General features: G+C 51.1%; 23 protein-coding genes. 12 read left to right on the top strand and 11 right to left on the bottom strand.

Annotation, left to right across the window (positions count from 1 at the left end; translation table 11 throughout):
- Positions 1-15 precede the first annotated feature (15 nt).
- Together BM200_RS25430 and BM200_RS25435 are read right to left on the bottom strand one after the other, a co-directional pair.
- A complete protein-coding gene (locus BM200_RS25430; protein ID WP_175533019.1) occupies positions 16-1,026 on the bottom strand; it encodes a GNAT family N-acetyltransferase in 1,011 nt (336 codons plus the stop codon).
- Between the two features lie 71 nt (positions 1,027-1,097).
- Positions 1,098-1,736: a DUF2306 domain-containing protein gene (locus tag BM200_RS25435; RefSeq protein ID WP_091189535.1), complete on the bottom strand. Its 639-nt coding sequence runs from the start codon at positions 1,734-1,736 to the stop codon at positions 1,098-1,100.
- Between the two features lie 132 nt (positions 1,737-1,868).
- On the opposite strand from BM200_RS25435, the gene BM200_RS25440 reads away from it, so the two are divergent.
- Positions 1,869-2,198: a hypothetical protein gene (locus BM200_RS25440; protein WP_091189536.1), complete on the top strand. Its 330-nt coding sequence runs from the start codon at positions 1,869-1,871 to the stop codon at positions 2,196-2,198.
- A 45-nt stretch (positions 2,199-2,243) separates the two neighbouring features.
- On the opposite strand, the gene BM200_RS25445 is transcribed toward BM200_RS25440, so the two are convergent.
- Entirely contained in the window at positions 2,244-3,425 is a 1,182-nt protein-coding gene (locus BM200_RS25445; protein WP_091189538.1) for an MFS transporter, read from the bottom strand.
- A gap of 100 nt (positions 3,426-3,525) precedes the next feature.
- On the opposite strand from BM200_RS25445, the gene BM200_RS25450 reads away from it, so the two are divergent.
- The 4 genes from BM200_RS25450 to BM200_RS25465 all read left to right on the top strand — a co-directional run bounded on the left by BM200_RS25450 (position 3,526) and on the right by BM200_RS25465 (position 6,393).
- Positions 3,526-4,470 carry a helix-turn-helix transcriptional regulator gene (locus tag BM200_RS25450; protein WP_091189539.1) on the top strand — a complete coding sequence of 315 codons (945 nt, stop codon included), beginning with the start codon at positions 3,526-3,528 and terminating at the stop codon, positions 4,468-4,470.
- Positions 4,471-4,552: 82 nt separating this feature from the next.
- Complete coding sequence (locus BM200_RS25455; protein ID WP_091189541.1) at positions 4,553-5,350, top strand: lipase family protein; 798 nt, start codon at positions 4,553-4,555, stop codon at positions 5,348-5,350.
- 127 nt (positions 5,351-5,477) lie between these two features.
- Positions 5,478-5,798 carry a MazG nucleotide pyrophosphohydrolase domain-containing protein gene (locus BM200_RS25460; protein WP_091189543.1) on the top strand — a complete coding sequence of 107 codons (321 nt, stop codon included), beginning with the start codon at positions 5,478-5,480 and terminating at the stop codon, positions 5,796-5,798.
- A 13-nt stretch (positions 5,799-5,811) separates the two neighbouring features.
- The gene (locus BM200_RS25465) at positions 5,812-6,393 is read left to right on the top strand and encodes an LOG family protein (RefSeq protein WP_091189545.1); all 582 of its coding nucleotides are present in this window, start codon (positions 5,812-5,814) and stop codon (positions 6,391-6,393) included.
- Positions 6,394-6,448: 55 nt separating this feature from the next.
- Here the strand turns inward: BM200_RS25465 and BM200_RS25470 are convergent, their stop codons facing one another.
- The 4 genes from BM200_RS25470 to BM200_RS25485 all read right to left on the bottom strand — a co-directional run bounded on the left by BM200_RS25470 (position 6,449) and on the right by BM200_RS25485 (position 10,941).
- Complete coding sequence (locus tag BM200_RS25470) at positions 6,449-7,795, bottom strand: glycoside hydrolase family 5 protein (protein WP_091189547.1); 1,347 nt, start codon at positions 7,793-7,795, stop codon at positions 6,449-6,451.
- 19 nt (positions 7,796-7,814) lie between these two features.
- Entirely contained in the window at positions 7,815-8,660 is an 846-nt protein-coding gene (locus tag BM200_RS25475) for a carbohydrate ABC transporter permease (protein WP_245773150.1), read from the bottom strand.
- Positions 8,661-8,678: 18 nt separating this feature from the next.
- Positions 8,679-9,569 carry a carbohydrate ABC transporter permease gene (locus tag BM200_RS25480; RefSeq protein ID WP_091189548.1) on the bottom strand — a complete coding sequence of 297 codons (891 nt, stop codon included), beginning with the start codon at positions 9,567-9,569 and terminating at the stop codon, positions 8,679-8,681.
- 82 nt (positions 9,570-9,651) lie between these two features.
- Complete coding sequence (locus BM200_RS25485) at positions 9,652-10,941, bottom strand: ABC transporter substrate-binding protein (protein ID WP_175533020.1); 1,290 nt, start codon at positions 10,939-10,941, stop codon at positions 9,652-9,654.
- A 237-nt stretch (positions 10,942-11,178) separates the two neighbouring features.
- On the opposite strand from BM200_RS25485, the gene BM200_RS25490 reads away from it, so the two are divergent.
- Both BM200_RS25490 and BM200_RS25495 read left to right on the top strand, forming a co-directional pair.
- A complete protein-coding gene (locus BM200_RS25490) occupies positions 11,179-12,711 on the top strand; it encodes a sensor histidine kinase (RefSeq protein ID WP_091189551.1) in 1,533 nt (510 codons plus the stop codon).
- A gap of 6 nt (positions 12,712-12,717) precedes the next feature.
- Positions 12,718-13,413 (top strand): response regulator transcription factor, encoded by a 696-nt coding sequence (locus tag BM200_RS25495; protein WP_091189553.1) that lies wholly within the window; start codon positions 12,718-12,720, stop codon positions 13,411-13,413.
- A gap of 337 nt (positions 13,414-13,750) precedes the next feature.
- On the opposite strand, the gene BM200_RS25500 is transcribed toward BM200_RS25495, so the two are convergent.
- Positions 13,751-14,764, bottom strand: coding sequence for a bifunctional glycosyltransferase family 2/GtrA family protein (locus BM200_RS25500; RefSeq protein ID WP_091189554.1), 1,014 nt, complete (start codon positions 14,762-14,764; stop codon positions 13,751-13,753).
- Positions 14,765-14,782: 18 nt separating this feature from the next.
- Positions 14,783-15,748 carry a phosphodiester glycosidase family protein gene (locus BM200_RS25505; protein ID WP_245773151.1) on the bottom strand — a complete coding sequence of 322 codons (966 nt, stop codon included), beginning with the start codon at positions 15,746-15,748 and terminating at the stop codon, positions 14,783-14,785.
- Between the two features lie 89 nt (positions 15,749-15,837).
- Between BM200_RS25505 and BM200_RS25510 the strand changes: the two genes are divergently transcribed.
- Entirely contained in the window at positions 15,838-16,095 is a 258-nt protein-coding gene (locus BM200_RS25510) for a hypothetical protein (protein ID WP_091189557.1), read from the top strand.
- Between the two features lie 131 nt (positions 16,096-16,226).
- Here the strand turns inward: BM200_RS25510 and BM200_RS25515 are convergent, their stop codons facing one another.
- Together BM200_RS25515 and BM200_RS25520 are read right to left on the bottom strand one after the other, a co-directional pair.
- Positions 16,227-17,513: a sensor histidine kinase gene (locus BM200_RS25515; RefSeq protein ID WP_091189559.1), complete on the bottom strand. Its 1,287-nt coding sequence runs from the start codon at positions 17,511-17,513 to the stop codon at positions 16,227-16,229.
- Complete coding sequence (locus BM200_RS25520; protein WP_091189560.1) at positions 17,513-18,190, bottom strand: response regulator transcription factor; 678 nt, start codon at positions 18,188-18,190, stop codon at positions 17,513-17,515. The genes BM200_RS25515 and BM200_RS25520 overlap by 1 nt, the downstream gene beginning before the upstream one ends.
- Positions 18,191-18,374: 184 nt before the next feature.
- Between BM200_RS25520 and BM200_RS25525 the strand changes: the two genes are divergently transcribed.
- The 4 genes from BM200_RS25525 (at position 18,375) to BM200_RS25540 (ending at position 23,923) form a co-directional block, all read left to right on the top strand.
- The gene (locus BM200_RS25525; protein ID WP_091189562.1) at positions 18,375-19,115 is read left to right on the top strand and encodes a polyphosphate polymerase domain-containing protein; all 741 of its coding nucleotides are present in this window, start codon (positions 18,375-18,377) and stop codon (positions 19,113-19,115) included.
- Positions 19,112-19,792, top strand: coding sequence for a DUF4956 domain-containing protein (locus BM200_RS25530; protein ID WP_091189563.1), 681 nt, complete (start codon positions 19,112-19,114; stop codon positions 19,790-19,792). Before BM200_RS25525 ends, BM200_RS25530 begins: the two co-directional genes overlap by 4 nt.
- Before the next feature lie 34 nt (positions 19,793-19,826).
- Complete coding sequence (locus BM200_RS25535; RefSeq protein ID WP_091189565.1) at positions 19,827-21,659, top strand: carbohydrate-binding domain-containing protein; 1,833 nt, start codon at positions 19,827-19,829, stop codon at positions 21,657-21,659.
- 362 nt (positions 21,660-22,021) lie between these two features.
- Positions 22,022-23,923 (top strand): FtsX-like permease family protein, encoded by a 1,902-nt coding sequence (locus tag BM200_RS25540; RefSeq protein WP_091189566.1) that lies wholly within the window; start codon positions 22,022-22,024, stop codon positions 23,921-23,923.
- Positions 23,924-23,982: the final 59 nt, after the last annotated feature.

Consider the following 23,982-nt stretch of genomic DNA (forward strand, 5'->3'; position numbering starts at 1 on the left):
AGAAAGGCCATCCCGCTAAAGGATGGCCTTCGTTGCTGTCTGCAGCGTGCAGACGATCTTGTAGCTTCCCGGCTCAGCCCGGAACCCCATCAGATCGCGGTTGACACGAAGCATAGGGATATTAGCGGAATCATTATGCGTCCGGAGATAAGGGGCACCGGCTGCCTTTGCGGATTGCAGGCCAAGCAGCTTCAAGGCAAGGGCGATGCGGCGCCCGCGGTATTCCGGCAGAACGCCGGTGTATTCATGATACATGGCCCCGGTCTGCTCGTTATGCTGCAGAGTTACGACGCCAATGTAGCGGTCCCCGTCCTTGGCGACGTGAATCCATTCCGGACGTACGCCGGGCAGGCCGATGTTCCATTTTTTCCACTCCTCGAACCATGGGAAGTCGCCGGAATAGCCGGGAATATCGAAATGCGTGATTTTATACAGCTCATGCAGCTTGCGCTCGTTCTCCTCACCCGGTTCCTCCGCCAAAGTAACGAAGCGTATGCCGGATTGCTCGGCATTATGGATCGAGGCGAGAAGCTCCTCGTTAACGGCGTATTCACGAAGATCAAGCACGGATTCGAACGACAGCCGTTCCCGAATATAGCCATGACGCTCTGCAAAGGCAAGCGACCGTTCGTCCGTCTCCTTCATGGAATAGTTGATCAGACTCGAAGCCTTAACTTCCAGCGCCCATGCGTGGAGGGCAGCGTACAGTGCCGTACCTACGCCTTTTCCCCGGAATGCCGGGTCTACGACCAAGGTGTAAATAAGCGCACCGGGTTCCGTCCATGGCGCCCGCCAGGCAATCGCGTAAGCGATGATTTGTCCGCTCTCCTCTTCGGCTACCCATTTGGGACGGTCCCAGCCCATAAGCTGGCCTGCTTCGTTATAGTGAAGCTGTCCAGGGGGGATTTTCTCTTCATCCTCCTGCAGCCGCTGCGCCGTAGTTGGCTCGGGCCATATTAAATTGACGAGAGGCGCTACAGCCTGGAAGTCTTCGGGCTGCTTGAGTTTACGAATAATAAAGTTCATATCGACCACCACCATCACTTAGATAAGCCTAGTATGGCATACCTTTTATTCCAATGGTTGGAAAAATTCGATTATAACGAAAGTTGCTCGCGGCGAGGCCTCAGGAGATACCACTCCACAATTATGAAATGAAGGATAAACGCCGCCCAGATGTTGTTATCGAGCACCTCTTCAATCATGCCCGTACGCCCGTTCGGAAGCGCGAAACCGTGCAGCAGCAGGTAAAACAGAATGAGCAGAGGGACGACCGCTCTTGCGATAACCGCCGTTAAGGTTATGGCAAAGCTGCGGATCATCCATAGCTTATGAGCAGCAAAGTCCCCGTTCACCGCTGCCCGGAATCCTTTCACCGTTGTGAACAGCCAGATCAGATCAAGGAACAGAAAGGACAAGGCTCTCCCATAGTCCGGTTCATAGCAAGTCACGATAAGAGCAAGTCCGCCGCTTATGCAAACAGAGACAACGTATACTTTGCCAAGTAAGGCATGCAGAGAGGGGTTGTTCTCTCTTATTTTTTTGTGGAATTGGAGAAATCCCGTAATCATGGCGACAAAAGCCAACACGATATGAAGAACCAAGGCAGGATATTGAATCGTCCGCGAGGAAATGTCAACGCGGCTGCTTGCAGGGTCAAACGTTAGGTACGGAATAATAAACGGCAGCATAATGGCAATGGACAGGAACAGCATGATCCACCAGCTTTTTTTCATAGAAACGCTCCTTAAGGATTGGATGTCTAAAGTATAGCTGGCGGATGTTTACGGACTCTAAAAACTTTCTAAAAAAACGATAAAAGGCATATAGATTGCTTTGAACCGGTAAGGCCAATAGGAGGCGGGATATTGAAAAGATATTTATGGAACACCTTGACCCTTCTGGTAGTTGGTATACTGCTTGGTGCCTGCTCCCCGGACGATACAAACAATGACAAGTATCATCTGGAAGCAATCGTTGCAAATGTTGCAATAGCGGATAAAGGTATAACGAATGACGGGCAGTACTGGATTATGGCGGCATATCCCGACAAAAAAAAACTGAAAAGCGTTGTCAGATTCGATGTTGAAAAGGAACTTTGGGATACCATCGAGATCAATCAAAAATACACCGTACATTATGCCAAACGAGAGAATGGAACCTATTCCTTATATAAAATCATTCCATTAACCGATTAGCAAAATTAGAGTCAGCCGATTGGCTGACTCTAATTTTGCTTGGTGCTATGCCGACTCCGACTGCTGCCTGGCCGTCGTATCTGTACTCGCGAGCAGCCCGCCCAGCCGGAAGGTTCCAAGGGAGAGCAAGATGCATACGGCCGAGAAGATGCCAATCGATACATAGCCGTTAAGGTGAACATACAGCAGTCCGGCCAGCCATGCTCCAAGTGTATTGGCGCCGTTCATCGTGGAGTTGGCTAGACTTGATATGGTTCCCCGGATCGAAGCGTTCAGCGCCGTGAGCAATCCCATGACCAAAGGGAAGATTACGCCAAGAACGGTGAAAATAATGAAGTATACCATTGCTGCTGCTGGCAGCTGAACGATATGAGGGCCAAAGAGATAAAGCAAAACAAGCAGCAGCATTCCCGCTGTCACGGTTCTCGTATTTCCGAGTTTGCGGGTTACAGCCGAACTGATTATGCTCCCAACCAAGGTGCCGAAGCCAAGCGCCATCATAACGGTACCAATGCTGCCTACCGACAGCTCGAAGCGGTCGGCCAGCCATTTGCCCATAAAGGCCATGGCGGTGCCGCTTCCCAGGTGGAGCAGCAGGTAAGCGAGATAGCCGCTTCTTGCTTTCCCGCTCTTCATTAACGGGGTGTAGCGGCTAAGGATGGATACGGGGGTTTGTCCGCTTGGCTTCATGTCCGGGAGCAGCAGGAACGCTAACCCCGCAAGGAGCAGAGCCGCCGCGCCGATGCTCCAGAATGGGACGGGCCAATCGGCCGCTGCCAGCCAGCTGCCGATTGGCACGCCAAGTGCTTGAGCTGCCGCAAGCCCGCCAAAAGCAATACCCATCGTCCTGGCGATTCGCGCTGGGGGCATAACGGCCGGAATGGATGCCCATACTTGGGGAGCGGTAAAAGCGGCACTGACACCGGCAAGAAACCGGAAGAGGAGCATCATCCAGAAGCTGTCAGCAAAGCCGCACAATGCGGTTGAGACGGAGAATCCGATGAGGCCGCAGATCATAACGGTTCGGCGGTTCCAGCCGTCGGACAGCGGACCGGAGATAAGGGCAAACAGGGCAGAGCCTAACGTATAGGCGCCAATCATCCAGCCGGCAATGCCGGTAGATACCCCGTATTCCGCCTGCAAAGTCGGGAGCAGCGGAGAGATCAGGAACGTATCGGTTCCGATCATGAACATGACCAGGAAAAACAGAATGGAATATTTGGACACAGGTTGTCACTCCTTTGGTTTGGTGTTGCTTCTTGCCCTCATCGTAGCGGATAATAGTGACACATTCTGTCATGGATATAAATTTTAGGAGGGAAACGGGATGCCCAAATCCAAACGATTAATGGAGCTGATGATGACCGTCAACCGGAAGCGGCGCTTCAAGGTGCAGGAGCTGGCCGATGAATTTGGCGTCTCGAAGCGGACGATTCTGAGGGATTTGCAGGAACTGAGCGAGCTTGGTGTTCCCCTCTATTCAGAAGTTGGGCCGCATGGGGGGTATCAGGTATTAAGGGAGCGGGTGCTGCCCCCGATTGCGTTTACGGAAGAGGAAGCGGTGGCGATGTTCTTTGCCGTACATGCCCTGCGTCATTACTCTTCGCTGCCGTTCGAGGCGGAATCGGCTTCGGCGCTGAACAAGTTCTATCTCCATATGCCCGGCGACGTGCGGGACCGCATCGACAGCATGAAGCATCGGGTAGATTTCATCACGCCAACGAGGCGGGGGGATGCTCCTAGTCTGTCCGTGCTGCTTGATGCAGCGGTGCGTCAGAAGGTATTGGATATCGAATATGAGACAAAGGACAATGAAGCGGGCTGCCGCAAAATACAGCCGGTATGCATCTATGCCCATAACGGACTCTGGTACTGTACGGCATACTGCTTCCTGCGCGAGGGCTTCCGTGTCTTCCGCTGCGACCGGATCCGCTCGGCGTCGGAGGATACTTCGGGTATCGAAAAGCGTGATCTTGGCGATATCCGCTTAAGCCGCAAGGAGGCCGTCCAGCCGGATGATCCCATCCGCCTTCATGTGGAGCTGAGCCGGGTAGGGGTGCAGCGCTGCGAGGCAGAGCTGTGGCTTGCTCCGATGCTGCAAGTGAAGGAGGACGGAAGCGGTATCCTGGATGCGGAGGTATCCCGAGGCGAACTTTCTTTTTATACGGATTTCCTAATCGGGCTGGGGCATGAGGCGGTGCTTAAGGGGCCGGAAGAGTTAAGAGAAGCGATCCGGGACCGATTGATCGGGCTGCTGGACCGCTACCAATGACTCGGATTGGGAAGGTTTATTCCTGAACATGTCGAATTAAAGGTAGAATTAACCATTTATTTGGGCATGGGGGGCTATTCTAATGAGCAGTACCATTAGTATGGAAAAGCTTATTGATTGGGGGCATTTTGTTAAGGTTGCTTACGAGATGTATGCGCAAAATCATCCGTCGCCGGTAAAGCCGGCAGACTTTCCCGCGGGCTGGGAGCTGGTGGCGAATCTGACGATGACGCCTTACCTTGAGAAGCTGAAGGAAAAAGAGTTTGGAGGCTTTATTGCAAGATCCTTAGATAACCCGCTGCAGCAGGTAGTGGCGATTCGCGGTACGGAGAGCAGTCTCGACTGGCTGTCGGATTTCGAATTTGTGCTGGAGACGTTCCATGAGGTGCCGAATGGGGGCAAGACCGAGAGCGGCTTTACGAATCTGTACCGCAGCATGATGGTGGAGTATGCAGATACCAGCATCCCGACCCAGACACTGATAGATTCGATCGATACGCTGCCGCAAGGCACGAAGCTTCTTGTGACCGGTCATAGCCTCGGAAGCTCGCTTGCGACGCTGCATGCCTTTCTTGCCGGAAGCAAGAATATCGATGTTGAACTGGTAACCTTCGCATCGCCACGCGTGGGAGACAAGCACTTTGTTGAGGCCTTCCAGCGGATGAACATTGCGAACACCCGTGTATTTAACCATCCGGATATTGTGCCGCAGGTGCCGGTGGAGATTGCCGGTTACCGTCATCTTGAACCGGGCCTGGAGATTAATTCGGCGCTGTTTCCCCTCAAGCACTCCATCCCATGCTATCATGCGCTCAGCACTTATCTGTACGTTCTGGGAGACGCGGACGCGAATATTGCAAAGTGTAAAGCAACTTCATAAGGCAATGTTGGGAAGGGACACCCCGCAGGACTTGCAGGGTGTCCTTTCTATTTCCTTCATGTGTTGAGTCGTTAACAGAACAACCTATATAATTAGAAGACAACAAGAATAGGGGAGAATATTGATCATGAAGGAAACGGAAATTCAGCAGTGGATTCAAGAATTTTACAAGCAACGCGGATGGTCCAGCTACGGACCCTTTGAGAGGATTGCCTTTCTGACCGAGGAAGTCGGAGAGACGGCAAGGGCGGTACGGGCGATTGAGATTGGAAGAGATCGCCCCGATGAATCGCCGCAGCCCGAGGCCAAGCTGAAGCAGGATTTAACGGAGGAGCTGGGGGATATCCTAGGCAATGTGTTTATCCTCGCAAGTATGTACGGTGTTCCCATAGAGGAAATTCTGGAGGCACATAAAGATAAGCTGAGCAAGCGATACATCGAAGAATAACAGGGGGATCATCATGAGCAAAATTTGCGTATTTGCCGGCTCCAATGTCGGAAACAGCCCGGAATATGAACAAACGGCGACCCGGCTTGGAGAGCTGATGGCTGCCAAAGGAATCGAATTAGTGTATGGCGGCTCCAAGATTGGCCTCATGGGGCGTGTTGCAGATGCTGTGTTAGCTAACGGCGGCCGGGTTACGGGAGTAATGCCGCGTGGACTTTTCTTAGGCGAGATGATGCATACCGGTCTGACGGAGTTTCACGAAGTCGGGAATATGCATGAGCGGAAGGCTCTTATGTCTGAACTGTCGGACGGTTATATTGCTTTGCCGGGCGGGCTTGGGACGTTCGAGGAATTGTTTGAGGTTGCAAGCTGGGCGCAGCTTGGCATACATAAGAAGCCGGTTGGCATTCTGAATGTGAAGGGCTTCTATCAGCCGATTGCCGATATGCTGACGCAGGCCGTCTCGGCAGGCTTTATGCGGGATACCAATCTGGGACTGATGCTTTTTGAAGAGAATCCATCCGCATTGCTCGATAAAATGGCAGCTTACTCGCCTCCGGAGCAGGCAAATAAATGGACTGAGCTATCGAAATAAACGAAAAGGACGATATCCGCCGGGATATCGTCCTTTTTCCGTATGCTTTGTAGGCTTATACCTTCGTATACTTCCCGATCAGCGTCGCAAGCTCGCTCCAATGCTCGCAGTTTTCCCAGTGGAACGAGGCCGGAAGCTGGTACATCTCTTCCCACGGACGTTTCTCGAGGTACGGCTTCAGCATCTGCTCCACGCAAATCGCCTGCATAATGGTTCTCATCCGGAACTGCAGCGGGTAACGCTCTTCTGCCGAGATCGGCTTGAAGTAGGTTGCCGCCATGTAGTCAACGAGCGCTTCGCCTTTTTCCTGCTCCTTGTGCTGGTTCCACACCTGCTTGATCTCATCGGTTAATTGTCTCCACGGCGTATCGGCCTTCGGATATACAATGCCCATTGTCGCTGCGTCCTTGTACGTCCAGAGCGCCCAAGATACATCATGCTCTTCACACAGGTCGAGCATATCTTCGATAATGGTCATTTGGAAATCGATCTGCTCCCGCTCGAACACAAGGCCAAGCTCGCCGCACCAGACAGGACGTTTGTATTTCTCGCGGATGCTGACCAGCTTGCCAAAGGCCTCTGCAAAAATCTCTTTCCGTCGCGCACGATCCATCTCCGGCGTAAGAACAGCAGGCTCGTCCACAAACGGATAGAAGTGGAATTCATAGGCCACCTGCGGATCATCAATCGGATCAATCATCGTGAAGTCGGTGGTGAATTTATTGCCCTCAATGAAGATGATATGATGTTCGTCATATTGGCGAATCTCCGCAATAACCTTCTCATAGAACTCGTTGAACACCTTCGCATTGGTCACCTGCGACGGTTCGTTAACGATATCATAAGCCGCGACCCAAGGCTGATCCTTGTAATACCGGGCGATATGGCCCCACAGCTTAATGACGGTATCTCGCAGCGCGCTGTATTCCCAGAACAGCGGCAGTCCGGAGTTCGTATCGCAATGCCAGTCCGGATTTTGTCCGCCTGGTACGGAGTGCAGGTCGAGAATGCCGTATATCTCGTATTTCTCGCACAAATTCACGATATGGTCGAGATAGACGAAGCCTTCTTTTTTATATTCGCCGGGATTCTGGTCATCGATAAAATACTTGTAGTTGAACGGAATCCGGAGATGGTTCACGCCAATCCGCTTCAGGAATTCAAAGTCTTTCTCGTCCACGAACTCCAGCAGGAAGCGGTCGAAGAACTTGTCCGCGCGCTCCTCGCCATATACGTCGGCAAAAGCCTTCTTAATCATCGTATCCGTGCCGGGCAGGCCGATCATAAAGTGCTCAAGGTTCATCCAGGAGCCTAGTCCAAAGCCCCGGAAAAAGATTTTTTCCCCGTTCACGACAAAATCCTCGCCGCGTACTTGCACAAAGTTGTTCAGGTTTGTTGTCATCTCAATACCTCGCTTCTCATTAGTTTTTCATGCCGGTAGTGGCCACGCTCTGAATAAAGAACCGCTCCCCGATCAGGAACACAATCACCATTGGAATCGTTGCGAACACGGTGCCGGCCATCAGAAGGCCGTAGTCCATCGTGTGCTCCGTCTGGAACACCTTAAGACCAAGCTGAAGAGTCTTCAGAAGATCGTCGTTCAGGTAAATTAGCGGTGCCAGATAATCGTTCCACATAAAGGTGAAGGTAAAGATCGCAAAGGTGGAGAGGCTTGGCGCCGACAAAGGCATAATAATCCTCCAGAAAATCTTCCATTCGCTTAAGCCATCCACTCGGGCAGCCTCGTTCAGCTCATTCGGCAGGCTGAGGAAAAATTGACGCATCAGGAAAATACCAAAGCCGCTGAATAGTTGAATAAGGACATAGCCGGTATGCGTGTTGTACAGATCCAGCTTGCTGACAATCGCAAACTGCGGAACCATGATCGAATGCCAAGGCATCATCAGGTTGGTCATGAACAGGATAAAGATCGTCTGCTTGAACGGGACCTTCAGCTTCGCGAAGGCGTAAGCCGCCATGGAGCAGATGACAACCTGCAGAATCGTTATAATGACCGATAGCTTAAGAGTATTCAGGAAATAGCGGCCAAACGGAATCGCCGTCCATACCTCCTGGTAATTGTGCAAATAGAGCTTGCTTGGGATCCAGTTCATCGGATTGTTGAACAGATCCACGTCCGTCCGAAGGGAGGTCGAGATCATCCATAGGAACGGGAACAAAGTGGCAATCGAAAAAGCGACTAGCACAATAAGCAACAAATAGCTGGCAAGCTTGCCCCATTTCGATTTAGTAGTGACATCCATCATGAGCACCTCGCTTCCATCTTAATAAGTCACCCATTTTTTCTCGAGCCGGAATTGAATCAGGGAAATAATCATGATAATCAGGAACAGCACGGTCGACATCGCGGCGGAATAGCCCATCCGGTAGTTGACGAATGCTTCCTGGTAAATGCGGAATACAAGCACGTTTGTTGAGCGGCCAGGGCCGCCGTCCGTCATAACCGACACCAGGTCAAACACCTGGAAGGAGTTAATAATGGTAAGAATGAGTACCATAAACAGGGTTGGCGACAGCGACGGCAGCGTAATGTACAGAAACTGCTTGAACCGGTTCGCTCCGTCAAGCCGCGCGGATTCATACAGGTGAGTCGGAATGCCTTGAATGCCCGCCAGCAAAATAATCATGTAGTAACCAAAGCTCTTCCATACCGCAACCACTACAATGGCGATCAGCGCCCACTTCGAGGACATCAGCCACTGCGGCGGATTCGCAATTCCTATCGCTTCAAGCATATGGTTGATCGGCCCGGACATCGGGTTGAACAGCAGCGCCCAGACAATCGCGATCGACACCATAGACGTAATTTGCGGAAAATAAAAGGCCATGCGCAAATACTTGCGCAGATGAAGGATCGAGTTAAGAGCGATAGCAGCCAGCAGGGCCAGCAGCATCGTAAGCGGAACGAATAAGACCGTGTAGACCAGATTGTTTTTGAGAGAGACGATAAAATAATCATCCTTGAACAACTTCGTATAATTGTCAAAGCCGATGAAATTCGCTTTTACATTAAAGCCGCCGTAATCGGTAAAGCTCATGACAAAGCCATACACGAGCGGAATGAAGATAAAGACGGCAAACAGCACAAAAGCCGGAAGGATAAACAGCGTCCCCGTCAGATACGGCTTATATTGAGGCAGTCGTCTGCTGGTCATGGAAGGAACCTCCTTGCTGAAATAAGATCGGCTTCCGTCATTAGAAGCGGAAGCCGATGATTGCTTAAGCTATACTTACGGGTTAAGGATTAAGAACGGATTTGCGCGCATCCAGGTAGTTCTGGATCGCCTTCGCCGAGTCGATCTCCTCGAACAGGAACAGATCGCGCTGCTCGTTGTACAAGCGGTTAATCTCGTCGATTTGGGCGATAGGCTGATTTTCAATAACCGTATTTGCTTCAAAGAAGTAGCTGCTGCCTTGAATGCCGGTAGCGCTCAGGAAGGCATCCTTTGTTTTGTCGCTGGAATAGGCCGGCAGTACACTCGATTGCGCAATGATGGATTCACCTTGCTCGCCGGCTAGGAACTTGACGAATTCGAAGGCGGCATCAGCGTTCTTGCTTGCCGGGTTAATACCGATAAACGTACTCACGCCGCCAACGGTAACCGGATCGGTGGTTCCTTCCGGCAGAGGCAGGGGAGCCATATCGAAGTTGATGTCGGTCTTGCCGCTCGCGATATCGGCCTTCAGCATGTTGACGGTCCATTCGCCGTTAACCAGCATCGCGACATTGCCGCTCTCGAACTGCTTGATCCAGTCAACGCTTTCGCCGTTCATTTGCTTATAGCTCATATGCGACTGGTCTTTGTAGTACAAGCGGTCTTGGAAGTCGAGCCATTCCACTACATCATCAAGGCTGTCATCGAGAATGGTTGTCCCCTTCTGAAGAGCGCTAAGCGGCGCCGTCAGCCAGTCTGCGAAGTAGCCGCCCCATTGTTTGCCGGCTCCGTCGCCTTTGGTCAGCTGTTTGGCGAGATCCGCGTATTCGTTCCAAGTCATCTGCGTTGGATAAGGAAGGCCTTCTTTATCGAAGATCGCTTTGTTGTAGAACAACGCGTACTCCGAAGTACGGTAAGGAAGGGCGACGTATTTGCCGCCTGTCAGCGTCTCGACGATGTCCTGGTAGCTTGGGCCGTAAGCGCCAACGTCGAGGTTGGCCGATTTAATGCGGTCGGTCAGGTCGACCAGCTGGTTTTTGGAAGAGTAGAGACCAAGGCTGGACGTTCCGTTCATGCTGTACAGATCCATTTTGGACCCGCCGGTCAGGTTGTTCATAATTTTGGTATTATACTCATCCGCATTATTGCTGATGGTGTTCATTTTCACTTCCGCGGTGCTGCTTTGTGCGTTAAAGGCATCCACAACCTTCTGCATATAATCGGCCTCGTCCGTCCAGGTGTAGTATTGCAGGACGGTCTTGCCGCCGCTTGCCGCACTATTTTGTGTATTTGTATCGTTTGAGCCGCATCCGGCAGCGGTTACGCCAAGAGCAGCAATAAGGGCCAAGCTGAAGTAGCTGCGAGTTTTCATCGTAATGTTCCCTCCTAAGCTTTGTAGTCCTTTTATAGTAAATCTGTCCGGCCAATTCGGTAAGGTTGAAGTTTTATCATCGCTTGGAACAGGAGGAAGGGCTGGACTTGCATAATACATTGGGGATTGACGGGAGGATATAGAAAGGCGGTTGTATAAAATTTCAACCTCTACAGCAGCGTAAAGATCAAATAAAATAAATGTTATTTGGTTCATTTGGTCGAAAGGACGGCATCTATGTTTATCTTCTTTGTGTTCCTGTTATTTATTGCGATCGCGGTATTCTGCCTGACACAACAGAAATATACAAAGGCCACGCTGTTTATGCTGCTGATGGGCTTGTCCTATCTGATCGTCGTGACCTGCATCATTACCTACATGAGCAAGGATGCTTATTATTACAACAGCCTGGGCAACTATTTCGGCATCAAAAAAGGGCTGCAAAACCAGCTGCTGTTCCTGCCGGTTTCCCGGCTTGCCCTTATTCGTATTTTTCATCTGTTCACGCTGTTGTTTCTGTATACGGGACTTTGCTCCGCGATGTATTTCGCCTTTGATCCGGATGCAAAGCGAAGCAGACGGCTGCTTGGGATAATCGCCGTACCTTGCGTGCTGCAGGCGGTCATCTATGACCCGGTCTTTTATGAGCATCTGTATTACAGGCTTTATCCGGATTATATGTCCGCTCAGCGGTTGAATTCGCTCTATGAAACAGTCCATAAGGCAACTTTGACGGTTAATACGCTGTTTATCGCAACAGGCATAATGCTGCTCTTATATGCTCTGTATAATGCCCCGAAAGTCCGTCAAATACGAAGCAATATCGTTATGATTAGCATCTCGTATGTATCGGTTCAAATTACGTACTATTACATGAATTATTGGGCTCCCAATATACTGGTGCATGTGTCGAAGGCGGCTCATTTTGTCCGGTATAAACCGATGAATCTCGTAGGCAATCCGTCGATCTATTCGTTATTGCCGTATGTATCGGGGCTTTGCCTGTTTGTGAGTCTGTACAGCATCTACAAGTACGCGCGGATACAAAATAAGATTAATAACCAGGAGACAATTATTTCGCGAAATATCGATTCGGCTCTGTTAACCTCCCGTGTATTCAGCCACTATATGAAGAACGAGCTGCTGGCCATTAAGGCGCAGACAGAATACCTGGAGAGTCTGTACGAGGAGCAGCCGGAGCTGGTGGAGGAGCTGCAGGTCATTGAACAGCGCTGCAATAAGGTCTATACTCGCCTTGATGCCATTCATCAGAAGAACCTGAAGTCCAGAATCGAGCTGGAACCCGTGTCTCTATTTGATCTGCTCGATAAGCTGCTGGCCGAGATGGGCGTGGAATTAAAGTCTATCCGGGTCAATTATGCAAGATCTCAGCGGAAGCTGATGATTATGGCCGACCCTTATTATTTGTCCCAAGCGGTAGAGAATATCATGACGAATGCCGCGGAAGCGCTCGAGTTTGTCCCGGAGAAAGCCCGGCAGATTGATGTATTGGTCAATGTGAAAAATAAATGGGCAGAGCTCGTCATTCAAGATAACGGGCCGGGTATTTCGGAAGAGAACCAGGCAAATATATTTCAGCCCTTCTATTCGTCCAAGCCTACCGCGACCAACTGGGGGATGGGGCTGTCGATCTGCCATACCATCATTACGGCCCATGGGGGCAAGATCAGCGTGGATAGCAAGGTTGGGAGCGGTACTGCGTTTCATATCGTTATTCCGTTACTTTCGATGGACAAGGAGAGGAGATGAAGCGGCATGAGCACGCCCATTAAAGTACTGATTGTAGAAGATGATCCCTTAATTTGTAAGCGATATCAGATGATCCTGTCAAAGGATGAAGAGATTGAGTTTGTCGGGCGGGCAGCCAGCGGCTATGAAGGCACGATGCTGGCTGCGCTGAACAAGCCGGATGTGATTCTGATGGACATCGAGCTGGAAGATAAACAGGCGGGCCTCCGGGCCACCTCCGAAATATTGAATTACATGCCGGATATCAAGATTGTCATGCTGACCGTATGCGAGACGGATGAGACGGTGTTCCGCGCCTTTGAGCTGGGGGCAACGAATTATTTGCTCAAGAACATGCCGGCCGAGTCGATCCTGGAGGCGGTCAAGGATGCCTATTATGACCGGCCGTCCCTGCATTCGAATATTGCGGGCAAGATTACGAAGGAATTCAAGCGAATCAAGACGACGGAAGACAGTCTGCTGCATAACTTTTATATTTTCTCCCAGCTGACGCCAACCGAGCTTGAGGTGCTGGAGCTCTTGATGAAGGACTACACACGCCAGGAAATTTGCAAGCTGCGGCATGTAGAGCCTTCGACCTTAAAATCGCAAATGAACAGCATTCTGAAAAAGTTTAACAAGAGTAGTGCGGCGGAGATTGTCTCGCTCCTTCGTGAGCTTCATATACCGGAGATTTTGTCGCAGCGTAAGACGAAGCAGTAGAAAGGGTTACAAAAGAAGCTGCCGGGCTTAGTCAAGGGCTGATAGCTCAGTTCCTTTTTTGTGAGGACAGAGGGTACGCTGGATTTCATCCAATCTATAAAGATAATTGTTGCTAGTTAGCCTTCTACGTTGGAGTAGATGCAGTATAATGTGCTAACTTGGAACGGATTCCTCGTTTCAACGGAGATTAGGTTGGATGGACTCCATTCTAATGAATACGAAGTCGCTTAAACGGATGATTCAACTGTAAAAAATCCAACGTACAGAAAAGAAAAGGCTGTCCAACGTCATCATCTTTAATGACTTTTGGACAGCCCTTTTTTATTCCAATCTACCTTTAGTAAACGAATCTCCGCTGCACCAGGTAGCTGAAGGCGAACAGAAGAGCCTCCGTCATCAGCTTGGCCGCAAATAGCGGGATCTTTATGCTCTCATGGAAGAGATACAGAAGGGCATAGTTCGAGATCATGATGACGACTACAAGAGAGAAGTAGCGGGGAAGCGACTTCTTGATCGAAATGGCTTGCCCATCGTTAAAGACAAAGCGGCGGTTCATCGTGAAGTTGAAGATGGAGCTGATTACCCTGGCCCCGATTACCGCAATGAGCAGACTCGAGGTCAGCCACTGGAAGAGGAACAGCAGCACGAAATCAAGTACAGCCGCGAAGCCCGATGAGGTGCAGAACTTCAGGAACGGGAAGTAAATGCGTGCCGAATCGGTAAGCGGACGGAAGTGGGAGGACTTGTTATCCTCCAGATAGACCGTCTCGATCGGCACCTCTACGAAGTCATAACCTGCCTTCGGCGCCTCAAGCAGCATGTTCATTTCATATTCGAAGCGATCGCCGGGAACCTCGCATAGCCAGTCCAGCATGTCGGAGGAATAACCGCGCAGGCCGGTCTGCGTATCCCGGATCGGCTTGCCTGTCGCAAGCGAGTAGACCATTCGGGTCGCGGAGTTGCCGAAGCGGCTGCGCAGCGGTACTTTGCCGGTGAATTGCCGGCTTCCTAATACGATATGATTGCGGTTTTTGCGTACCGCATCCGTTATTTTCAGAATATCCTCCGGCAGGTGCTGCCCGTCGCTGTCGGCACAGACAACACCGTCATGGCCGCCATGCTGCCGGACATAATCGAAGCCGGTTTTTAACGCACTGCCTTTGCCCTTATTGACCGTATGCCGGAGTACCGTACAACCAGCCTCTGCCGCCGATTCGAAGATCGCCTTGTATTGCTCGCCGCTGCCGTCATCCACAATCAGAATGGAGGCGACGCCGGTTTCCTCCTTTAGATGATGAATTAGCGTGAGCAGCCTTTCGTCCGGCTCGTATGAGGGGATTAAGATCGTCATTGTTGTGGCCTCCGTTTCTTAGGATTGAGGAATATAGATAATGTCGCTTACACCACGTTCATTGCCCTTGCCAAGCGGATTGTTAACCACCCGGCCCATGAAGTACATCGTGGACGAACCGCCGCCGTCGAGGTTATACGCCTCGGTCGCTCCAAGCTCCTTGAACAGATCGGCGAATTCCGTCAGCGTCATGCCTCGGCTATAGCCCGTGCTTCTGCCGTCAACAATGACAAGCAGGAAGTGGTTCGGCGAGATCATGCCAATGCCGGTGCGCGGATTGGAGGCCTGAATCGAGCGGTTGCCAAAGTTTTTATCAATCTCGACATGGCTGAAGTCACCGGCGATTTTACCGTCCGTGACCAGAGCGGGACCAAAGGAGAACGCGTTTGTTACTCCTTGCGCGAGCAGCTCATCTGTTGATGTCTCCTCTTCGTCGTAAGACTTCAGCGTACCGTCATTGAACAGGGCAAGACCAATCCTTGCCGGTTCATCCCGGTAGACGGTGCCGTTACGAATAACAACTCCGTCGCTGCGGAAGCCGTAGTAATCGCCGTTAATCGCGAAGATGGCATTGTGATCGGCCGCGATAGTTGACGTATTCTGAATAATATTGGTGCCAAAGGAATCCTTGGCGAAAGCGGTAAGCAGGTTGGTTGTGCTGTTAAAGGTGACGTCAGCAACATAGTAGGTGATCATATCCGAGCCGGAGCCGGTCTGCACCTGCTTGATGCTGATCGTCTGGTTGTCATCCTTGTAATTCCAGTCATCGTATTCGGCGTTGGTTGACGTAGTCGCGGAGGTGCCGCTGCTTGTGCCGGAGCTCGAACCCGAATTGGATACGGAGCCCGGCGTGACTTTCACCTCAACGTGCTCAATCAAATACCGGTCGGCGAGCTTGTACAGAATGGCTGCGATGATGAGCAGAATGACCGCTATAATGGTGATGATTTTGGTTTTTTTGCGTGTGCGGAAAATTAAGATCAACTCCTTAATAGGCAGATGCCTTGTGGTTATGGAGTAATCTTAGAGCGGGAACCTTTAGTTAAACTTAAATAGGGGAGGGGGGAGGGGATATGAATGATGGATGGCTGGTTGTAGGTGGGTGGGGAGCTGGGGTATCCCCTTCGGTCGCTGTTGCCTGGCAGGAAATTTCGATTGGAATCCGCTTGTCGGCGGATATTTCCCGCAAGGCAAAGGCGAACGCTCCGCTCCTCAGGGGATACCCCAGCCTCCCTCCAAACCCACCTGCTTACCCAAGATCCGCCCCTTCCTATCTGAGGGGCCGGCAGGTAGGAAAGCTGCAGGGTCCTGGCGGACCCTGGGGCGCCTAAATGGCGGGATTAAGGCCCCCTCATCCCTGCTATAGTGAGCAGGGAAGTGCCGAGGCTACAGCTGCCGGAAGCCTCCCATATGAAAAAAGCGGTCATGCAGGGTAACACCTGCATGACCGCTTTTAATGAGATTAATGGCGCTCAGCGGGAAGCTGAACGTAGAACGAGGTGGTTTCGCCCGGTACGCTTTTGGCGTGGATCTTGCCTTTATGCTGCTCCACGATCGCTTTGGCGATGGCAAGGCCGAGGCCGTAGCCGCCGTTCTTCCGGGAGCGGGAGGCGTCAGCGCGGTAGAAGCGGTCAAAAATTTTGTGCAAATGCTCGGGCGAGATGCCTTCTCCGGAGTTGGTCACGGTGAGCATGACCTCGCTGCCATGTTTCCTCAGCGTCAGATCGATCGAGCCCTTCGTATTCGTATACTTGATGGCATTATCCAGCAGGATCAGCGTCACCTGCTTCATCTGCTCGACGTTGCCGTTAATGGACAGCTCCGGTGAAATGTCATAGCTGAGCGCAATGTCCTTTTCGAAGATTACCGCTTCAAGCGTCAGAATAACACTTTCCACCGCTTCACTTAAGTCGAAGGGAGCGAAAATCACGTTGTCCCGCGCATCATCCATTTGGGTCAGGTAGAGCAGGTCGCTTGTCAGCGTCCGCATCCGCTCCGTCTCCGACTTAATATGATGCAGCCACTTCTCCTGATTGCGGATGAGATCATCATTGTTGGACAGCAGCACATCCGCATTCGTATTAATGACGGCGAGCGGCGTCCGCAGCTCATGGGAGGCGTCCGCGATGAACCGCTGCTGCTTATCGAAGGCCTCCTTGACCGGAGCGATGGAGCGGTTAGCGAAGTAACGGCTCGTGAAATAAATGACGATAAGCATGATGCAGCCTACGGCAAGGAAGGTATATAAGAGCGTCATCAGGAATTGATGCTGATTCGTGACATCAAGGAAAACAACCGAATAGCCGTTCATAGTCTGCTGCACATCATAAGCCCACCGGTTGCCGTCCAGATTAAACTCGCCGCGGTTGGAATCACCGTTAGAGGCAGCTTTGATCGCCAAATCATAAAATTCGCTGTCCATATCGAAGCGGGAGTCTGTCTTCGTTATTGTCCACTCGTTATCCGTCGTAAGGGCAAAAGATACCGACCGCTCAGGCGGCGGACCGGCTTTTATGCTGCCTTCCGGTAACATCATGTCGCCGCGGCCATGATTGCCGCCGCCGTACTTGCCGCCCACAGGGCCGTCCTGCTTGCGGTAAAATTCCGAGATTTTGATAAGGTCCTCATTCATTGTCTTGCGGTTGTTCTGATAAGTGATCGTATAGATCGTGGAAAAGGCCAGAATCATTATAAAGCTGATGATTACCATGTTTACAATCAGGAACCGGTTGCGCAGCCGATTAAACATTAGGAGGTCGCCTCCAGTACGTAGCCCACGCCACGAATCGTACTGATTTTGACCGAGGATTGGAGAAATACGAGCTTCTTCCGCAGGAAGGAAATGTACACTTCCACATTGTTATGCTCCACGTCCGAGTCGAACCCCCACAGCTTCTCGATAATCTGCTCTTTGGAAGTAACCGCCGTTTTCCTCACAATGAGCAGCTCCATCAGTTCGCTTTCCTTCAGAATGACCTTTAATTCTTTCCCTTTGCAAATAAGCTTCAAATTCGCCGCGCTGAGCTCAATGTCGCCGAACTTCAGGCTGTCCTCCGGCACCACTTCGCCTCTTCTTCTTAATGCCGCCCTAATGCGGGCCAGCAGCTCGCCTGTTGAGAATGGCTTTGCTACATAATCATCCGCTCCATAGTCGAGTCCGGTTATTTTATCGTTAATCTCTCCTTTGGCGGTGAGCATAATGACCGGCGTTGCGATTCCTTCATCCCGAAGCTTCTTCAGTACCGTAATGCCGTCCATCTCCGGAAGCATGATATCGAGCAGCAGCAGATCATAAATGCCGCATAAGGCGTTATCGAGCCCCGATTGTCCGTCATGGACAACGTCAACGGAGTAATTATTCTTTTTCAATATTTGAGATAAGGCATCCGCCAGATTAACCTCGTCTTCTACTATTAGTATTCGCATGAAGTATTCCTCTTTTCGTAATTGCTGCCCTTGCAAACCTATTATAGGTAGGGAACCTTTAATCAATCTTAATTCGAAAAACAAACCTGAAATCCCTTTACAAACATTTAAGATTCATTAAAGGTTGCCGCTCTATGATACAGACATGAACAGGCGGCATGCCGCAAGGAAAGGAGCTTGAACAATGGCCATTGAGGTATTTAACCGACATGAGAACAAGTATTTGATGGATAATCAGTCGTTTGTCGAGATATATAACCGGCTGCTTGATTATATGGAGCTCGACGAATACAACAAGAACGATCAGTTCTACTCCATAAGCAATCTGTACTTTGATACCGACCAGCATTCCATTATCCGCACCAGTCTGGCGAAGCCGAAATACCGGGAAAAGCTCAGGCTTAGAGCATACGGTGTTCCGAAGCAGGATGCCAAGGTGTATCTGGAGCTGAAAAAGAAAGTATTTGGCCTGGTAAACAAACGGAGAACGGGACTGACGCTGGATGAGGCGTACGAATTCGTCCGCACGGGAGCCGAGCCGGAGCTGAAGCCTTATATGAACAAGCAGGTCATTCAGGAAATCAAATATTTTCTCGGCCGTTATGAACTGCAGCCCAAGGTGTATCTGGCTTACGACCGGATCGCCATGTTCTGCAAAAACAACCGGGATCTGCGGGTTACCTTCGATACGAATATCCGCTCAAGACGGCATGATCTCAGGCTGGAGGCCGGCGACCACGGGGATCTGATTATGGCCAAGGATCAATGGCTGATGGAAGTGAAAGCCGAGAAGACGGTTCCCGTCTGGCTCGCACAGCTGCTGTCCGAGCTTGGAATGTTTCGGATGGGATTCTCGAAATACGGCAATGAATACCGCATGAATATAAGGCAAGAAGAACGAATAAAGGAGCGCTTTTTACTATGATTGATTCCCTCTTCAGCACCACGGCCACCGTGACCGAATTAACATTCGGCCAAGCTATACTTACGTTGTTATTATCGTTTGCGTTAGGTGCGATGATCAGCTTTACGTATATGAAAACACAAACGGTCTACGCGCAAAATTTTGCATTAACCATGATTGTTCTGCCAACCATCGTTGCGATTATCATTCTGCTCATCGGCAGCAATATCGCCAGAGCGTTCAGCCTTGCGGGTGCCTTCTCCATAATCCGGTTCCGAAGCGCGCCCGGTGATCCGAAGGATATTGCCTTCGTTCTGTTCACCATGGCGGCTGGACTTGCGTGCGGCGTTGGCGCTTACGGCTACGCGGTTCTGTTCACCGTCGTGCTCTGTCTCTTGATGTTCCTGCTGAAAGCCGTGAAGTTCGGCTCAAAGTCGTCCGCCCAGAAGCTGCTTAAGGTAACCATTCCGGAGAACCTTGGTTATGAGGAAGCTTTTGCCGAAGTCTTCAACATCTTTAATGTGCAATATGAGCTCAAAAAAGTAAGAACAACCGAGCTCGGCAGCTTGTACGAGCTGGTCTATGCGGTCACGCTGGATCCTTCCACGAACCAGAAGGAACTTATTGATGCGATCCGCTGCCGGAACGGCAATCTTGATATTTCCTTAACGATGACCCCTACGGTCGTTGAAGCTTGATACTGCGAATGCAATATAGAGAGGAAGAGAAACGATGAACAAGAAAAAGAGATTAAGTAAACTGGCATTCATTTTATTATGCGCGGCGGCTCTGTCGGCATGCAATAACAATTCCAATTCCAACGCCACTACGAATACCACCGGCGCTGCAGGCAGCACCAACACAAGCGAAACAGCAGCAGCCGTTCAAACGGCAAGCTTTGATCTGGACACCGAGGTGGAGTATGACGAGGACGACGCGTATTCGGATTGGAGCGCATCCGATGCAACAACGCTTACGTTAAACGGTACGACCGCAACGGTTGACGGCTCGGGTGCGGAAGTGAAGGACGGCATCATTACCATTACGGCAGCCGGAACCTACGTGGCAAGCGGCAAGCTGGATGAAGGCCGGATCGTCGTGAACGTCGCGGATAAAGGAACCGTGCGGCTTGTACTGAACGGAGCGGAGATTCATTACAGCAAGAGCTCCCCGATCTATGTAGAAGAAGCGGGCAAGCTGATTCTGTCCCTGCCGGAAGGCACAAGCAACGTGGTATCCGACGGCGATTCGTATGTATTCCCGGATGCGGAGACGGATGAGCCCAATGCGGCTATTTTCAGCAAAGACGATATGACGATTAACGGTACGGGCAAGCTGACCGTGGAAGGGAACTACAATAATGGTATTGCCAGCAAGGATAAGCTGAAAATTACCGGCGGCACGTTCGAAATCCAGGCGGCGGATGATGCCATGATGGGGCGAGACCTTGTCGCCGTAAAGGACGGATCGTTTACGCTGAACGCAGAAGGTCACGGCATCAAGACAACCAATGATACAGAAGGCGAAGAAGGTATTATCGTCTTGGATGGCGGCACGTATAACATTCAGACCGGGAAAGACGCGCTGCACAGCACTGGCGGTTTAGCGATTGCAAGCGGTGGCTTCGAGATTTCGGCCGGTGACGACGGTATCCATGCGGAGATGGCCATGCTGATCTCTGGCGGAACAATTAACATTACGAAGAGCAACGAGGGTATTGAAGCAACGGATATTACGATTGCAGGCGGAGATATTCAGGTTGTGGCAAGCGATGACGGTCTCAATGCAGCAACGGGCGCCGACGGTTCCGGTGTTGACGGTGCTGCTCCGGGAGGCGGCGGAAGTCCGGCAAGCGGTGCTTCAGAAGGGCTTCTCACAATCAGCGGCGGCACACTGACCGTTGATGCAGCAGGTGACGGTCTCGATGCGAACGGCTCGATTGCGATGTCCGGAGGAACCGTGTTTGTTAATGGTCCAACAATGAACGGCAACGGCTCGCTGGATTATGACGGTACCTTCAACATGACGGGAGGTACGCTGGTTGCGGCGGGAAGCTCCGGCATGGTACAGGCGGCATCGGACAGCTCGACACAAGCAGGCGTTCTGATGATGTTCCCGCAGGCACAGGCGGCAGGAACACTGGTTCATTTGGAAGATGAATCAGGTAAGGCGATTGTGACGGCAGCACCTGCGAAGAGCTATCAGGCGGTATATATCAGCACGCCGGATATGGCAAAGGGCGCTTCGTACACCTTGTACTCGGGCGGCCAATCGACGGGCACTGCAACAAACGGGCTTTATGCAGACGGTGAATACAGCGGCGGCACAAAGGTAGTATCCTTCGCCGCAGAGACGCTAGTCACTTGGGTGAATGAGTCCGGCGTAACGGAAGCCCAAAGCGGATTTGGCGGCGGCATGGGCGGTGGCGGCCGCGGCGGTCGTGGCATGGGCGGCGGAGGCGGCCGCGGTATGGGCGGCACTATGCCGCAGGACGGTGCCGCACCTCCAGACGGTGCCGCACCACCGGACGGAGCGGCTGCGCCAGATCCAACACAGGCTCAATAAGAAGGAAAGAGGGCTAGGGTCCTCTAGGGACCTTAGTGGAGAAGGCAAGCCTAAAAATAGGCCGATTATCGGCTGAACTGAAGAGGTTAAGGTCCCTAGAGGGTCTTAACCTCGGAGAAAAGGCTGGAGTCAGCACCTTTAAGGTCCTTAAGGGACCTTAATGCTTAGCCTGAGGCCTGGCCGGTAAGCTAATAAAAGGAGATGTGCCGTGACAATCATGGGCATCTCCTTTTTAAATTGCAGCTTACAAGCCAGGGAAGATCAGAACCTTTCAATATTGTAAGAAAGCGTAAGGTTAATCGATAGCTGTAGAATTCCTCCTTTTGTTACGATGAGAACAAATCAACAGGGAGGGCTTATTTATGAGCTTGCGACGGTTTGCTTTCAATAACGTAATCCGCAATTGGAGGATTTACGCGGGGTATTTTCTAAGCAGTGCATTTTCGGTCATGGTTTTTTTCGTCTATTCGATGTTTGCTTTTCATCCGGGACTGGCGGATGGCAAGATTCATGCCAATGTGTCTGTAGCTATGCATTTTGCCGAATCGGTTATTTATGTGTTCTCGTTCTTCTTTGTACTCTACTCGATGGGGTCGTTCCTGAAGACACGCAAGAAGGAGTTTGGCATACTCATCATGCACGGGATGACAAGCATGCAGCTGCGCCGTCTCGTGTTTATGGAAAATATCGTAATCGGCTTCGGCGCGACGGTGGCGGGTATTGTCGTTGGATTTGGCTTCGCCCAAATCATTCTGATGTCGGCCAAGAAGCTGCTCAGCCTCGATGAGGCGCTGCCGTTTTATTTTCCAGCCAAGGCTATTCTGCTGACCGGGGCGGCCTTTATGGCGCTGTTCCTGCTCATCTCGTTATTTACGGTTACCGTGCTTCGGAATAATTCGCTTATTGATCTGCTGAAAGGCTCAAACAAGCCAAAGCCGGAGCCCAAAGCGTCCGCTCTGCTGTCCTGGTTTGCGCTGTTGCTTATCGTTGGCGGTTATACCGTATCCCTGCTGGCCAAAGGAATGATCGTTTTTTATGCGATGGTGCCGGTGACGATTGTCGTTATAATAGGAACGTACTTCCTGTTTACGCAGCTGAGCGTTTACGCCGTTCATAAAGGCCGCAAGAGCCGCTCCATCTTCTGGCGGAAAACGAATATCATCCTGTTCTCGGACCTCGCTTACCGGATGAAGGATAACGCCAGAACGTTCTTTATGGTCGCGATCCTGTCGACGGTTGCTTTCTCCGCCATTGGTTCGTTGTTTGGCTTCAAATCGATGTATACGGATGTTATCAGGAACGATAATCCGTTCGCGATGAAGTACACTTCTTATGATAAGCCGTCCGAGCAGGACGCTTTGACGATAGAACAGACTTTGCAGGGATCGGGACTGTCCTATCATCCATATCAATTAACGATTAAAAATGTTGAAACGAAGGACGGCAAGCAGATCTCCGTCGTGGCAGAGTCCGCCTTTAACGCGCTTGTAAGTGCGGCTAAAGGGAATAAAGCTGACGTCGAGGGAGATGAGGCAGCGATTGTCCATTACACCAGTACCATGATGGGTGCGGGGCAGCCTGAACTTACGCCTCTTACGCTGAAAGAATCGGCGTTGACACTGAAGCCGGTTCAAACCATTGATACGCCTGCGATTCAGGCAGGGCCGAACTATTATGTAGTGACGGATGAGCGGTTTGATCAGATGAAGGAAACGAAGAGCGTCATTTATCAATATGCCTTCGATGTGTCCGGTTCGCATGCTGCACTGAAAAAGCTGGGTGAAGAGATCGACGGCAAGCTGGGTTATTCAGACAACGGTTCTTCGGACAACTGGTTCATGGGCGTCGATTATGAGTTGTATAAGCAGGATCAGTTCTTTGGCGTTATCTTGTTTGTCGGATTTTTTATCGGCATTGTGTTCTTTGTTGGAGCGGGCAGCTTCCTCTATTTCCGTCTTTATACCGACCTTGGCGAAGATAAGCGGAAGTTCCAGGCTATTCATAAGATCGGCCTTACGGACCGGGAATTGTCCTCGATTCTGTCGAAGCAGCTGATGATCCTGTTCTTTGCGCCGATTGTTGTGGCAGTCATTCATGGGGCAATTGCCCTTATAGCGATGCAGAATATGTTCGAGTACAATATGATGAAGCCGTCGCTGACGGTACTGGGGTCCTTCGTTATCATTCAGCTCGTCTACTTCCTCTTTATCCGTACAAAATATATTTCGAACGTAAAATCAGCATGGGGGTTGCACCTTACGTAACGTCATGCTCTACAATAGAGCTACCGGTATAAAGCTAGCGCAAACGAAAGGGGAACAAT

Source organism: Paenibacillus catalpae (assembly GCF_900112695.1).
GTDB classification, from domain to species: Bacteria; Bacillota; Bacilli; order Paenibacillales; family Paenibacillaceae; genus Pristimantibacillus; species Pristimantibacillus catalpae.